The organism is Streptosporangium sp. OZ121, from assembly GCF_051918885.1.
Lineage (GTDB): Bacteria > Actinomycetota > Actinomycetes > Streptosporangiales > Streptosporangiaceae > Streptosporangium.
In genome coordinates this window covers 20,574-34,112 of the sequence record NZ_JBPXMC010000046.1, presented here as the reverse complement: position 1 = coordinate 34,112, position 13,539 = coordinate 20,574, and the positions used below count along the sequence as shown (strand labels likewise).

General features: G+C 70.5%; 11 protein-coding genes and 1 pseudogene. 3 read left to right on the top strand and 9 right to left on the bottom strand.

Features of this window, described 5'->3' with window-relative positions; translation table 11 throughout:
* Nucleotides 1–14: 14 nt before the first annotated feature.
* Both ACTOQ1_RS40795 and ACTOQ1_RS40790 read right to left on the bottom strand, forming a co-directional pair.
* On the bottom strand, nt 15–2,441 hold the full coding sequence (locus ACTOQ1_RS40795; protein WP_440073709.1) for a GcvT family protein: 2,427 nt from the start codon (nt 2,439–2,441) through the stop codon (nt 15–17).
* Between the two features lie 130 nt (nt 2,442–2,571).
* On the bottom strand, nt 2,572–2,694 hold the full coding sequence (locus tag ACTOQ1_RS40790; protein WP_440073708.1) for a hypothetical protein: 123 nt from the start codon (nt 2,692–2,694) through the stop codon (nt 2,572–2,574).
* A gap of 217 nt (nt 2,695–2,911) precedes the next feature.
* On the opposite strand from ACTOQ1_RS40790, the gene ACTOQ1_RS40785 reads away from it, so the two are divergent.
* Nucleotides 2,912–3,412 carry a hypothetical protein gene (locus ACTOQ1_RS40785; RefSeq protein ID WP_440073707.1) on the top strand — a complete coding sequence of 167 codons (501 nt, stop codon included), beginning with the start codon at nt 2,912–2,914 and terminating at the stop codon, nt 3,410–3,412.
* A 195-nt stretch (nt 3,413–3,607) separates the two neighbouring features.
* Here ACTOQ1_RS40785 and ACTOQ1_RS40780 read toward each other — a convergent pair whose 3' ends face one another.
* The 7 genes from ACTOQ1_RS40780 to ACTOQ1_RS40750 form a co-directional block, all read right to left on the bottom strand.
* Entirely contained in the window at nt 3,608–3,955 is a 348-nt protein-coding gene (locus ACTOQ1_RS40780) for a hypothetical protein (RefSeq protein WP_440073706.1), read from the bottom strand.
* 622 nt (nt 3,956–4,577) lie between these two features.
* Complete coding sequence (locus ACTOQ1_RS40775) at nt 4,578–5,573, bottom strand: ABC transporter substrate-binding protein (protein ID WP_362694387.1); 996 nt, start codon at nt 5,571–5,573, stop codon at nt 4,578–4,580.
* Nucleotides 5,574–5,706: 133 nt separating this feature from the next.
* Entirely contained in the window at nt 5,707–7,701 is a 1,995-nt protein-coding gene (locus ACTOQ1_RS40770; RefSeq protein ID WP_440073705.1) for an ABC transporter permease, read from the bottom strand.
* Nucleotides 7,701–8,999, bottom strand: a complete 1,299-nt coding sequence (locus ACTOQ1_RS40765; RefSeq protein ID WP_440073704.1) for a quaternary amine ABC transporter ATP-binding protein — start codon at nt 8,997–8,999, stop codon at nt 7,701–7,703. The genes ACTOQ1_RS40770 and ACTOQ1_RS40765 overlap by 1 nt, the downstream gene beginning before the upstream one ends.
* Before the next feature lie 40 nt (nt 9,000–9,039).
* Nucleotides 9,040–10,497, bottom strand: a complete 1,458-nt coding sequence (locus ACTOQ1_RS40760; protein WP_440073703.1) for an aldehyde dehydrogenase family protein — start codon at nt 10,495–10,497, stop codon at nt 9,040–9,042.
* An 86-nt stretch (nt 10,498–10,583) separates the two neighbouring features.
* The gene (locus tag ACTOQ1_RS40755) at nt 10,584–11,387 is read right to left on the bottom strand and encodes an IclR family transcriptional regulator (protein WP_440073702.1); all 804 of its coding nucleotides are present in this window, start codon (nt 11,385–11,387) and stop codon (nt 10,584–10,586) included.
* Between the two features lie 162 nt (nt 11,388–11,549).
* On the bottom strand, nt 11,550–12,119 hold the full coding sequence (locus ACTOQ1_RS40750; RefSeq protein ID WP_440073701.1) for a dihydrofolate reductase family protein: 570 nt from the start codon (nt 12,117–12,119) through the stop codon (nt 11,550–11,552).
* 223 nt (nt 12,120–12,342) lie between these two features.
* Here ACTOQ1_RS40750 and ACTOQ1_RS40745 point away from each other — a divergent pair, with 223 nt between their 5' ends.
* Nucleotides 12,343–13,302: an RNA polymerase subunit sigma-70 gene (locus ACTOQ1_RS40745; RefSeq protein ID WP_440073699.1), complete on the top strand. Its 960-nt coding sequence runs from the start codon at nt 12,343–12,345 to the stop codon at nt 13,300–13,302.
* A pseudogene (locus ACTOQ1_RS40740) lies at nt 13,241–13,366 on the top strand (fasciclin domain-containing protein); the annotation flags it as partial. The gene ACTOQ1_RS40745 and the pseudogene ACTOQ1_RS40740, both read left to right, overlap by 62 nt.
* Nucleotides 13,367–13,539: the final 173 nt, after the last annotated feature.

Here is a 13,539-nt window from a genome sequence, read left to right as displayed (position 1 = left end):
GTCCCGCCGGTCCGCTAGCCACGCAGGCGCTCCATCGCCGGGTCGTACAGCGGCTCCTCGGCGACGACGGCGGCCACCCGCCGGTCGAAGTAGCCGATGTGCAGTTCCCTCCCCGGCACGGACAGCGCGGCGGGCAGCCAGGCGTAGGCGATGCCCTTGCCTATCGTGTAGCCGTAGGCGGCGCTGGTGACGTATCCGGCGCAGGACGCGCCGTCGTACACCGGCTCCTTGCCCATGACCACGGCGGCGGGGTCGTCGACGGTGAGGCAGGTCAGCCTGCGCCGGGGGGCCGCGCCGCGCTCGGCCAGGGCCGCGCGGCCGATGAAGTCGCCCCTGTCCGCCTTGCGCACGGCGAAACCGAGCCCGGCCTCGTACGGGTCGTGCTCGTAGGTCATGTCGGTGCCGAAGGAGCGGTAGCCCTTCTCCAGCCGCAGGCTGTTGAAGGCGCCGCGGCCCCCCGCGATGATCCCGTGCTCCTGGCCCGCCTCCCAGAGGGTGTCCCACAGCTTCGCGCCCATGTCGGCCGTCGTGTAGAGCTCCCAGCCCAGCTCCCCGATGTAGGAGAGCCGCAGCGCGGTGACGGGCACGGTGCCGACGTACGCGCGGGCGCCGCGGAAGTAGCGGAAGCCGCCGGGCCCGAAGGCGGGTCCGGCGAGCGGGGCCACGACCTCGCGGGCCCGGGGGCCCCAGACGCCGACGCAGCAGGTTCCCGGCGTGATGTCGGTGACGGTGACCGACCCGTCGGCGGGCAGGTGGCGGTGCAGCCAGTCGAGGTCGAGGTTGCCGTTGGCACCGACCTGGAACAGGTCGCGGCCCAGCCGGGCCACGGTGATGTCGCTGCGGATGCCGCCGTCGTGGTCGAGCAGCAGGCAGTACGTCACCGAGCCGACGGACTTGTCGACGTCTCCGGTGGAGACCCGCTGGAGGAAGGCGGCGGCCCCGCGGCCCGCGACCTCGATCCGCTTGAGCGCGCTCATGTCGTACAGGGCCACGGTCTCGCGCGAGGCCTGGGCCTCGGCGCCGACGATCGGCGACCAGTGGCGGGCGGCCCAGTCGTTGGGACGGGGGATGTCGCGGCCGTCGAGCAGGGGCGCGTTGGCGCCGTACCACTGGGGGCGCTCCCAGCCGGTGGCCTCCAGGAAGTACGCGTCCAGCTCGCGCTGGCGGGCGTGGAAGGGGCTGGTGCGCAGCCGGCGCAGGTTCTCGGCCGGCTGGAGCGGGTGGATGACGTCGTAGACCTCGACGAAGTTCTGGCAGTCGCGGGTGCGGACGTACTCGGGGGCCAGCTGGTGGGCCTCGAACCGGTTGACGTCGCACTCGTGCAGGTCGAAGGACGAGCAGTGGCCGTCGGCCAGCCACTCGGCCATGGCGCGGCCCACCCCCGCCGAGTGGGTGACCCACACGGCCTCGGCCACCCAGAAGCCCCGCACGTCGCGCGACTGCCCGAGCAGCGGCATGTTGTCGGTGGTGAAGGAGAACAGGCCGTTGATCCCCGCTTCGAGCTCGGCCTCCCCGGTGGCGGGCAGCAGCGCCTTCGTCTCGGTCCAGGCGGGGGCGAAGTCGTCGTCGGTGAACGGCAGCACCGAGGGCATGACTTCGGCGTCGGCGATCGGGAGGATCTCCTCGGCGGTGATCGGCATCGGGCGGTGGCCGTAGTAGCCGATGCCGAGCCGCTCGAACCGCTCCCGGTAGTACAGGTCGGCGTCCTGGTGGCGCAGGATCGGCCGGACGGCCTCCTCGGCCTGCCCGGCGAGCGCGGGAACCGGGCCGGTCCAGGCGAGCTGGTGGGCGAGAGGCGTGAGCGGCAGTGCCATGCCGACCATGCCCGCGACCTTGGGGCCCCAGATCCCGGCGCAGCAGACCACGAGGTCGGCGGGGATCTCGCCCCGGTCGGTGACGACGGCCGCGACCCGGTCGTCCTCGACGCGGATGTCCAGCACCTCGTGCCGGTCGAGGACGCGGACGCCCCGTTCCCGGGCGCGCGCCAGCTGGACCTCGACGGCGCGCACGGCCTTCGCCAGACCGTCGGTGGGGACGAACAACCCGCCGAGGACCCTGTCCCCGTCGAGCAGGGAGTGACGCTCCACGCACTCCTCGGGGGTGAGCAGGCGCGCCTCGACCCCCCAGGAGGTCGCCCAGCCGTGGCGGCGGTGCAGCTCGGCGAGCCGCTCGGGCGTGGTGGCCACCTCCAGCCCGCCCACCTGGAGGAAGCAGTCGAGGTCGACGAGCTTCTCGACCGTGTAGCGGGCCAGCTCCGTCATGGTCTTGGACGGGTTGGTCTGGAACACCAGCCCCGGCGCGTGGGAGGACGACCCCCCGGCGGCGGGCACGGTCCCCTGGTCGACGACGGTGATGTCGTCCCAGCCCCTGGCCGAGAGCTCGTCGGCGAGGGCCGCCCCGACGACCCCGGCTCCGATGACGACGACGCGCCGGCCCGCCATACCCACCTCCGTCGTTGCGCAGTCCGAAACGAAGTGCGCTTCCCGCAACAGATTGTCCTCCCGTCGATAACGCTGTCAAGGACGGACCGACGGTCCTTCACCGGGGACGGAGGGTAAAAACGGCGGGTGATCAGTCCTCGGCGGAGACCGGGTGGATGTGCCGCGCGGTGAAACCGAGCAGGGCCGACGCGGGTTCGAGGTCGATCGGCACGGTGCGCCCGGGAAAGCGGCGCCGCCTCCGCCCAACGACCATGGCGGTTCCGCCTCCGGCAGGGGCGGCCGGTTCCCGCATGAAGCGCGAAGCGGTTGGGGCCGGTGGAGCGGCCGAAATCGGATTCTTGATGGAGAACCGTGAGCGATCATCACGGGCTTGACCACTTCGGTGACACCATGGTGGGCCCGAAACACCGTTGGTCCACACGACCGTCGACCACGAGACAGACCACCTCAGACGCCGGAGGTCTCCCGCGATGCATCCCACCCGTTCCACTCGCCCGCAGCGCGTTATCGCGGCGATCAAACCCGTGCTCGCCATCCTGGGCGGATTGACCATGCTCTACGTTTGCGTAACACAATTGTATTTCGAGACATTCGAGGTCGATCCGGCTGCTGTCAGCGAGGTGCGCGATATCGGCAAGGTACTGGCGCACACCAAACAAGAGTTTTACTATGACGGCACCACCCATGTCGATGATTTCTTGCTGATGGACGTCGGATCCTCGAATTTCGACGAGGCGCGGGCCAGGGCACGCGGTCACCTGCAAAATCGTGGATGGAAAGCCACCGAAGGTGGCTACCGTTCCATCCGGATGGAGTCGGCCAAGTGGGAGCACACCGTCCTCAGAATAGACTCGCTCGAGAGCTACGATGCATACGGCGACCCTCTGGATTCACAGACGAAGAAGAAAATCAGCGAAGATCCGGGCAAACAGAAGTCATATCTGATCATGTCTTTGACCCAGACGGGATGAAGTTCAAAACTACCAGGGATCCCCTATCCAGATCCCAGCCGCTCGCGTTCTCACCGAGCGTCATCTCGCCATGCCGAATGCTTCGTAGCCGGGGGTCGGACCCCTCCTGCCATTCCAGCGCGCCGTTGTCGGTGACAATCCGCTCAAGAGACATGATCAGCATTTGTGGCCGCGCTCGTCGTGGACGGTGATGGTTCAGCACATGAGGTCGCCGTCGGTGACCCGGCGTTGACGGGCGTCCAACGGGTGGCGGGATTCCTTGGGCAGGCGGGCACGGAGAGTGGCACAGCGGGCGAGAACCAGGTCACGGTTCTTGGCGTTCTTCACCCATGCCGGGAGCCGGCTGGCCAGGCTTGCGTTGCGGTTGGGCTCCCGCTCACGGATGAATGCGCGGACATATCGCTCCAGAAAATCCAGATGCTCGGCGTCATAGGCCCACAGCACGTGATTTCCGCACGGCGTCTGCAGCCACAGATCGAGTCCGGCGTAGCAGGTCGCGTCCGACCGGCTCTCGGGCCACCAGCGCGAGGGAAGGCTGGTCACCGTCCGGCAGCCAGGACATCTCACCGGCATCGACGACGGTGGCGGGCCACTTGAACGTGAGCTGCGGCGGTGGACGTCACGACCGCAGCCGCCACATCGTCCGCCGACATGAACCGCGATCCGGCCCGACCAGCCGTCTCCACGCACCCCTTTGGCGTATCCACAGGACAGGCAGGTCACACGACCGCTACCGACCACAGCGCAATCCGCACAGCGCGGGCAGCGCACCAAGACCCGGGTCGTACGCAGGTACTGTCCGGGGTCGCCGCGATCGGAGAACCGACGGGGGTCTGCGCTCACGTCACATACGATGCCATGGCACGTCGCGACAGACGACTCGGTTTGTCAGTGCCTGATCTTCGCGTTTGCCGTGTCAGGTGGCGACAGGGATGTGCGACCACTGGCAGGACCGCGGCTGCCGTCATCATCTACAGCTGGATTACCGGACGAAACGCGTCGCCCTGTCACGGGAGACGGAGGCGACGGACCGGCTCCCCACATGACGGGCACCGTGGTCACCCGGTCGGTCACCCAGAACCGAAGCGAGGGTGCCTCCCTTTCGGGTGGCACCCTCGCCGGGCTACGGGGGCACCTCACGCCCCCTTGACTCCCGGGTGGGCGCTCAGGAGGTGGGAAGCCAGGCCTTCACCTTGTCGGGGTTGTCGCCGACCCACTTCTCCGCGGCCTCCTCGGCCGTCATCTTGTCCTCGGAAATGTACTTGGCCACGAGGTTCTGGTCCTCGTTCGTCCAGGTGAAGTTCTTGACCAGGTCGTACGCCGGGCTGCCGGAGTCGGCGAACTTCTTGCTCACGATCTTGTCGAGGTCGTAGAGCGGGTAGTCGCAGGCCACCTTCTCGGCGTCGGCGTCGCAGCCCTCGGTGTACTCGGGCAGCTTGACCTTGACGAGCTTGACCTCCGACAGGAACCACTGCGGCTCGTAGAAGTAGCCGAGCATCGGGGTCTTCTGCTTCTCCGCCTGCCTGAAGCCGGTGATGAGCGCCGCCTCGCTGCCCGCGTAGACGACCTTATAGTCCAGCTTCAGGTTCTTCACCAGGGCCGCGTCGTTGGTCACGAAGGACGGGTCGCCGTCGAGCAGCTGCCCCTTGCCTCCCGACTCGGAGGTCTTGAACAGGTCGGCGTACTTGTTGAGGTTCTTCCAGTCGGTGATGTCGGGGTACTTCTCGGCCATCCACGGCGGCACGTACCAGCCGATGACGCCCTTGTTGCCCGTCGGGCCCGCCGAGACGGCGACCTTCTGGTCCTCGATGTACTTCTTCTTCAGGTCGTCGTGGGCCCAGTTCTCCACGATGGCGTCGACCTCGCCGGTGGCGAAGCCCTGCCAGGCGACCTCCTCCTTGAGATCCTTCTTCGTGACCGAGCAGCCGAGGTCCTTCTCGGCCACGTGGGCGATGACCGCCGCGGTCGCCTCGTACCCGACCCACGGGTTGATGGCGATGTTGACCGCGCCGCAGGCCTTCTTCCCGTCCGCGCCGGAGGCCGCCGGGGCGGCCCCGCCGTCGCTCTCGCCGACCTTCGCCCCGCCGCACGCGGAGACGAGGAGGCCGGTCGCGACCAGGAGCGCCACCGCCCGCGGTCGCCCGATCCTCGAAACTGTCACCAGGTCCTCCTGTATTGGGTTCGTGTGCCCTGTTCGGTTCCGCCCGGCGGGTGTCCGGCCACGCCCGGTTCTCTCTCGTTCTCCGGTGTTCTCTCTTGGTCCCGCCCTGCCTCGCCCCGCTTCTCGATGCTTCTCAATGGGCGCCGTGCGTCTCGGCGTCGGCCCGCCGCGCCGCCGTCCGGGTGATGCGCTCCAGCATGATCCCGAGTACGACGATCGCCACGCCCGCGGCGAGCCCCTTGCCCCGCAGCTGCAGCTGGGAGAAGCCGGCCACCACGTCGTAGCCGAGCGCGCCCGCGCCGACCAGGCCGCCGACGACGACCATGGCGAGCACGTAGATGAGCCCCTGGCTCGCCGCGAGGGTGAGCGCGCTGCGCGCCATCGGCAGCTGCACCTTGGTGATGAGCTGCCAGGTGCTGGAACCCGCGGCCGTGGCGGCCTCCACCGCGCTCGGCGCCACGCCGCGGATGCCGTCCGCGGTGAGCTTGACCGCCACCGGGGCCGCGTAGACGACCGCGGCGATGATCGCGGTGATCCGGGTGGCGCCGAACAGCCCGAGGATCGGCACCAGGTAGACGAACGGCGGCATGGTCTGCCCGGCGTCGAGAACGGGCCGCACCAGCTGGTCGACGCGGTCGCTGCGCCCCATCCAGACGCCGAGCACCACCCCGAGGATCATCACCAGGACGGTGGCCACCAGCGTCGAGGCCAGCGTCACCATGCTGTCCTGCCACAGGCCGAGCGCGACGAGCAGGGCGACGCAGACCGCGGTGACGAGCACGATCCTGACGTTCGCCAGGATCGCGGCGAACGCGACGAGCACGGCGCCGACCAGCCACCACGGCGAGCCGGTGAGCAGCGCCTCGAACGGGTTGAGCAGGCCGTAGGAGACGGCGTTCCTGAACGCGCCGGTGTAGACCGCGAGGTTGTCCTGCGTCCACAGGGTGGCCGCGTCGACCCCCTGGCGGACGTAGCGCCCCAGGTTCGCCTCGCTCGGGAACTCCGCGGCCCACACGTAGACGTGGGAGAGGTAGACCAGCACGCCGGTGACCGCGAGGACCGCGCCGATCTCCGCGCGGCGGCGGCCGGGTCCGCGCGAGCGTCCGGCCCGGTGCCGGGCCTCGACGCGGCGCCCGGCGGCGGAGGTGACCCGGTCGAGCACGATGGCCATCACGACGATGGCCAGGCCCGCGTTGAAGGCGCTGCCGACGTCGAGGGTCTCCAGCGCCTTGACGACGGTCTTGCCCAGGCCGGGGGCGTCGATCAGCGCGGCGATGGTGACCATGCACAGCGCGGCCATGATGGTCTGGTTGACGCCGACGACGATGGTCCGCTTGGCCAGCGGGAGCCGTACCTTCCGCAGCGACTGCCAGGCGGTCGAGCCGAGGGAGGTGCTCGCCTCCAGGATCGCGGGCCGCACCTCGCGGATGCCGTGCGCGGTGATGCGGATCGCGGGCGGGACGGCGTAGATGACGGTCGCCACGGTGGCGCTCGCGGGGCCGATGAGGAAGAAAAGGGTGAGCGGCGCGAGGTAGACGAACGTCGGCATCGTCTGCATGAAGTCGAGCAGCGGGGTGACCAGACGGTTGAACCGGTCGTTCACCCCGGCCCAGACGCCGAGCGGGATGCCGATCAGCAGCGAGAGCACGACGGCGGCCAGGGTGAGGGCGAGGGTGTCCATGCTCTCCTGCCACAGGCCCAGCAGGCCGAAGGAGGCGAAGCCGGCCGCGGTCAGCAGGGCGACCCGAAGGTTGCCCCACAGCAGCGCGGCCGCCGTGGCGACGGCGACCACGCCCAGCCAGCCGACGACCGGCAGCGGCCGCCCGAAGGACGGCTGGCTGATCAGCGCCTGGACGAACGTGACGGACTCGTCGAGGAAGAGCCGGATGTAGTTGACGAAGTACAGGAAGAACGGGTTCTCGTTCCTGCTGTTGTCGATGACCTCACTGGCCTCGTTGATGCTCACGTGCAGCGGGGTCAGTTCCGCGCCGCCGAGCTGGAAGGTGTCGCGGCCCTGGACGAACACCCAGATCAGCACCCACGCCGCCACGACGGTGGCGAGCAGGTAGCGGCGGGGCCAGGCGGGCAGGCGCCGCAGGCCGCCGGCCGGGGTGGCCTGGGTGGCCATCACCCCTGCTCCTTGGACCCGGCCGTGCCGGGTTCACCGGGCCCGTCCGGTTCACCGGGAGTCGCGTCCGAAGACCGCTCAGTGGATTTACCCGAGGTCGCGTCCGAAGACGGCTCACCGGGGGTCGCGTCCGGAGACCGCTCGGCGGGCCTGTCCGAGGTCCCGTCAGGAGACGGCTCAGCGGCCGCTGGCCGTTCGGCGGGCCTGGCCGAGACCCCGCCCGGGGACGGTTCGGCGAGCACGCCCAGGACCTCCTCCGCGGTGACGACCCCCAGCAGCTCGCCGCCCTCGACGACCTTGACCGGGCGCGTCGCGCGCATGACCGTGTGCACGACGTCACGGACGACGACGTCCGGCCCGACCTCGGGACCGTCCAGCGGTTCGTCGGGCCGGGGCGGGCGCATGATCCAGCGGGTGGTGAGCACGTTCGCGCGGGGCACGTCGCTGACGAACTCGCGCACGTAGTCGTCCACCGGCGCCCCGACGACCTCGTCCGGCGTGCCCATCTGGACGAGCTCGCCGTCGCGCATGATGAGGATGCGGTCGCCGAGCTTGAGCGCCTCGCTCAGGTCGTGCGTGATGAAGATCATCGTCTTGCCGACCTCGCGGTGCAGGCGGATGACCTCGTTCTGCATGTCCCGCCTGATCAGCGGGTCGAGCGCGGAGAAGGGCTCGTCGAAGAAGAGCACGTCGGGGTCCACCGCGAGGGCCCTGGCCAGCCCGACGCGCTGCTGCATGCCGCCGGACAGCTGGTCGGGGTAGGAGTTCTCCGAACCGGAGAGGCCGACGAGCTCGACCATCTCCCCGGCCCGCTCGTAGCGGGCCTCCTTCCTCATGCCGCGGATCTCCAGCCCGTAGGCCACGTTGTCCAGGACCCGCCGGTGCGGCAGCAGCCCGAAGTTCTGGAAGACCATGGCGAAGCGGTGCCGGCGCAGCTCGCGCAGCCGCCTGTCGCCCGCCTTGCGGATGTCCTCGCCGTCGAACAGGACCTCTCCGGCCGTCGGCTCGACGAGCCGCGTCAGGCAGCGTACGAGGGTGGACTTGCCGGAGCCGGACAGGCCCATGACGACGAAGACCTCCTGGGACCGCACGGTGAAGGAGACGTCGCGGACGGCGGTCACGCAGCCCGTTCTCGCCCTCAGCTCGCTCCGCGAGAGTTCCGCGAGCGGGGTCCCGACGACCCGGTCGGGACGCGGGCCGAAGACCTTCCAGAGACCTCGCACGTCAAGGACGGCCCGGTCCTCGTTCCGCGCGGCGGCTCCGGGCCGCGCCTGCTGGGTCGGTGATGTCATGGTCATGACCACCTCACGGGTCGTCTGGGGACGGGGGGGTCGTCCGTCAGCTGCGGAACCACCGCTGCGGGCGGGGGCGGACGTTCTGCCACACGTGCTTGGTCTCCCGGTACTCGGCCAGGCCGGCCGGGCCCAGCTCGCGGCCGATGCCCGACTGCTTGAAACCGCCCCACTCCGCCTGCGGGACGTAGGGGTGGTAGTCGTTGATCCAGACGGTGCCGTGCCTGAGCCGCCCGGCGACCCGCTGGGCCTTCCCCGCGTCCTGCGTCCACACCGCCCCGGCCAGGCCGTAGTCGGTGTCGTTGCCGAGGCGGACCGCCTCGTCCTCGTCGCCGAAGCGCTCGACGGTGAGGACGGGGCCGAAGGACTCCTCGCGGACCACCCGCATGCCCCGGTGGCACTCGTCGAGGACGGTCGGCGGGTAGAAGTGGCCCGAGCCGGGGAGTCTCTCCCCGCCGCACCGCAGCACCGCGCCCTCCGCGACGCCGGACGCGACGTACGCCTCGACCCTGGCCAGGTGCGCGGCGGAGATGAGCGGGCCGGTCTCGGCCTCGGGGTCGAAGGGGCCGCCGAGGCGGATGCGGGCGGCGCGGCGTACGAGCTCGTCGACGAAGGTGTCGTGCAGGGAGTCCTCGACCAGCAGGCGGGCGCCGGCCGAGCAGACCTGCCCGGAGTGGAGGAAGACGGCGGTGAGGGCGAAGTCGAGGGCGGTCTCGACGTCGGCGTCGGCGAAGACGATGTTGGGGTTCTTGCCGCCGAGTTCCAGCGCGACTCTCTTCACCGTGGCCGCCGCCGACGCCATGATCGTACGGCCGGTCGCCAGGCCGCCGGTGAACGACACCATGTCCACGTCGGGGTGCTCGGCCAGCGGGGCGCCGACCTCGGCGCCCGCCCCGAGGACGAGGTTGCCGACGCCCGGGGGCAGCCCGGCCTCCTCCAGCAGGCGCATGAACAGGATCGCGGTGGACGGGGTGAGCTCGCTGGGCTTGAGGACGAAGGTGTTCCCCGCGACCAGCGCGGGGGCGACCTTCCAGGAGGCCTGCAGCAGCGGGTAGTTCCACGGGGTGATGAGGCCGCAGACCCCGACCGGTTCGTGGACGACGCGGCTGATCGCGTCGTCGCGGCCGGTGTCGATCACGCGGCCCGCGTCGGTCCCGGCGATGCCGCCGAAGTAGCGCAGGCAGGCCACCACGTCGGCGACGTCGTACTCGCTCTCGGCGAGCCGCTTGCCGGTGTCGAGCGACTCGGCCCTGGCCACGTTCTTGACGTCTCGTTCGAGCAGGTCGGCCACTCTCAGCAGCAGCGCGCCGCGCTCGCGTTCGGGGGTGGACGCCCAGGTGCCCTCGTCGAAGGCCGCGCGGGCCTCGGCGATCGCGATCTCGGTGTCGGCCCGGGTGGCCTCCGACACGGTCGCCACCAGACCGCCGTCGGCCGGTGAACGGATCTCACGGTGGCCGCCCGCGACGGGATCCCTCCAGGTGCCACCGAGGTAGAGATCTGACACGAGCGGCCGTCCTTCCGGTCACCGCATGATCCGTTGCGTATGACGCATCAGAATGCTTAACGAGGAACAGAATCGACCCTTTTTGTTCATGCAGTCAAGGCTTTGCGGTCTTCATTACCGTGCCAGCCCAATCGTGAGGAGACCTCACTCGCGGCGGCCATCACCTGCTCGGCCACCCCGGGGAGTCGCTCGGACGGCAGCCGGAAGGTCGGCCCGGACACGCTCATCGAGGCGACGACCGCGCCCTCGACGTTGAAGATCGGCGCCGCCACCGCGGTCAGGCCGATCTCCAGTTCGTCGGCGGCGGTGGCGTACCCGCGCCTCCTGACGGCGTCGAGCTCCTCGCGCAGCAGCCCGGCGTCGGTGACGGTCAGGTCGGTGAACGGGCGCAGCGGCCCGGCGGACAGCCGCTCGAACCGCTCCCTCGGGGCGTGGGCCAGCAGCACCTTGCCGTTGGACGTCGCGTGCAGCGCCACCCGCCGTCCCGCCCAGTTGTAGGCCTGCAGGGCCGAGGGGCCCGCCATCTGGTCGACGTACAGGGCCTCGTCGCGATCGAGGATGGCCACGTTGACGGTCTCGCCGACCGCCGCCGCGAGCCGCTCGCCGGTGGCGCGGCTCTCGCGGACGACGTCGAGCCTGACGGTCGCGGCGCCCGCGAGCCGGACGATCCCCACCCCCAGGCGGTACTTTCCCCGGTCGACGGTCTGCTCGACGAGCTCGTGCAGCTCCAGCGTCATGACGAGGCGGAACGCCGTGGAGCGGTGGACCCCCAGCTCCGCGGCGATCTCGCTGACGCCCAGGTCGCCGTGCCGGGCGAGCAGCCGCAGGACGGACAGCGCGCGGTCGACGGACTGCACCGCAGCGCCATCTCTCTCCAGCTCGTTGCTCATGACACAACTTTAAGCGGGTCACGCACGAGGCCCGCCTCCCGGGCGTTCCCTGACGCCGCCGCGCCCCGTCGCACCTCCCGGGCGCCCCTTGAAGCCGCCGCGGCACGTCATGATCTCGCCGCGGCGTCACCCGCACCGGCGGACCCGGGCTCGGCCGGCGCGCTAGTTCAGGACCCGGTACCGCAGGTGAGTGGCGTGGCGGGACTCGATCACCTCGGCCCGCTCCAGCCGGATCGGACCGCCGAGGTGATCGAACAGCCGGGTCCCGCCGTTCAGGATCACCGGGGCGACGTGCAGGAACAGTTCGTCGACCAGCCCGGCCGCCAGCGCCTGCCGGATGATGCCGGCTCCGCCCATGATGTGCACCCGCCTGTCCCCGGCGACCGCGATCGCCTGCTCGACGGCGTGTTTGACGCCCCCGGTGACGAACGTGAACGTGGTCTCGCCCTTCACGACCACGTCGTGCGGGCGGTGGGTGACCACGAACACCGGCAACCGGTAGAACCCGTCCTCGGCGTCCCAGCCCCCGGTCTCGTCGTAGACCTTCCGGCTGGTGATGACCGCCCCGGCGATCTGGCGTTCCTCCCCGATGGCGAAGTCCATGCTCCGGTCCTCCTCGATCCAGGCGTGGAGGATGTCGCCCCCCTCGCCCAGTCCGGGGTACCGGTCGAGGTTCGGGCCGGTGACGAAGCCGTCCAGCGACATCGAGATGTTCGCCTCCACAAGCGTCATCGTCTTGCTCCCTTCCGTCGTCGCGTCGTCATCCGGAGGCCGTTCATCCGTACAGTCGTCCTCCGTGAGGCCGTTCATCCGTACAGACGTGCGGACCGGCGAAACTCATCGGTCGCTCGCCGGCCCGCCACTCCCCCGGCCCCCGGCACGCGAACACGCGAGCACCCGCACATCCGGCCGCGCCAGAATGGGCCTGGCCCGGGCCCCGGACAGGAGGAGCACAGTGAGCGGCGACGAGCCGGACTTCGACGATCTCACCCGCCGCCACCGGCGCGAGTTGCACGTGTACTGCTACCGGATGCTCGGCTCGTTCGACGAGGCCGAGGACCATGTCCAGGAGGTGTTCCTGCGGGCCTGGCGCTCGCGCGGGAGCTTCCAGGGCCGGTCTAGCGCGCGTACCTGGCTGTACCGGATCGCGACCAACGCCTGTCTGGACACGCTGCGCCGCGACGCCCGCCGGGCGACCGGGGCGCCGTCGGGCACCGAACCGTCCGTCGCGACCATGCCATGGCTGCAGCCCTATCCGGACGCCCTGCTGGACGAGCCGGCCGCCGACCAGCCAGGCCCGGAGGCGACGGCGGTGAGCAGGGAGACGATGTCGCTGGCGTTCCTGGCGGCGATCCAGGTGCTGCCGCCGCGGCAGCGAGCGGTGCTGATCCTGCGCGACGTGCTGACCTGGCCCGCCGGCGAGGTCGCCGCCCTCATCGAGACGACCGTGCCCGCGGTCAACAGCGCCCTGCAGCGCGCCCACGCCACGCTGCACCGGCACTGGCCCGGCGGCCGACTGGACTGGGCCCCGGCCGCCGAACCCGACGCGGACCAGAGCAGGTTGCTCCAGCGCTACATCGCCGCCCACGAACAGGCCGACCCGGAGGCGTTGATCGCGGTGCTGCACGAGGACGTCCGGCTGTCCATCTCCCCGGCGATCGGGCAGTGGACGGGCCGCGAGCAGACCGCCCGCGCCTTGCGGGCCGGCATGAACGCCCTCGGCGACTGGCGGCTGCTGCCGATCACCGCCAACGGCCGGCCCGGCGCGGCCGGCTACCTGCGCCGGCCCGGCGACGAGGCGTTCCGTCCGTTCGTCCTCACCGTCCTCCACGTCGAGCACGGCCGGCTGACCGATATCACCGCCTTCGAACAACCGTCGATGTTCCCGGCCTTCGGCCTGCCCGCCGCCCTGTGACCGGGGCGTCACCGTTTTCGCCCCGACCAACGACGCCTTCGCCAAGATTCCGAAGGAGACGCTGGACACCGTCTACATCATCGACACCGTGCTGATGCCCAAGAGTGGTCCCCGGTGGCCGGGTTCGCCGCACGCCTGCGGCGAACCCGGCCACCTCGACTTCACCTCCGCCGCGCGGCACGATCGCCGTCCACCGACTCGGGAGGAGGTACGTGACCGACCTGCAGGCCAAGCAGC

Bases quoted from the DNA above. Each gene is read 5' to 3' on its own strand.
- ACTOQ1_RS40795 (WP_440073709.1), bottom strand. From the start codon at position 2,441: ATGGCGGGCCGGCGCGTCGTCGTCATCGGAGCCGGGGTCGTCGGGGCG.
- ACTOQ1_RS40790 (WP_440073708.1), bottom strand. From the start codon at position 2,694: ATGGTCGTTGGGCGGAGGCGGCGCCGCTTTCCCGGGCGCACCGTGCCG.
- ACTOQ1_RS40785 (WP_440073707.1), top strand. From the start codon at position 2,912: ATGCATCCCACCCGTTCCACTCGCCCGCAGCGCGTTATCGCGGCGATC.
- ACTOQ1_RS40770 (WP_440073705.1), bottom strand. From the start codon at position 7,701: ATGGCCACCCAGGCCACCCCGGCCGGCGGCCTGCGGCGCCTGCCCGCC.
- ACTOQ1_RS40765 (WP_440073704.1), bottom strand. From the start codon at position 8,999: ATGACCATGACATCACCGACCCAGCAGGCGCGGCCCGGAGCCGCCGCG.
- ACTOQ1_RS40755 (WP_440073702.1), bottom strand. From the start codon at position 11,387: ATGAGCAACGAGCTGGAGAGAGATGGCGCTGCGGTGCAGTCCGTCGAC.
- ACTOQ1_RS40750 (WP_440073701.1), bottom strand. From the start codon at position 12,119: ATGACGCTTGTGGAGGCGAACATCTCGATGTCGCTGGACGGCTTCGTC.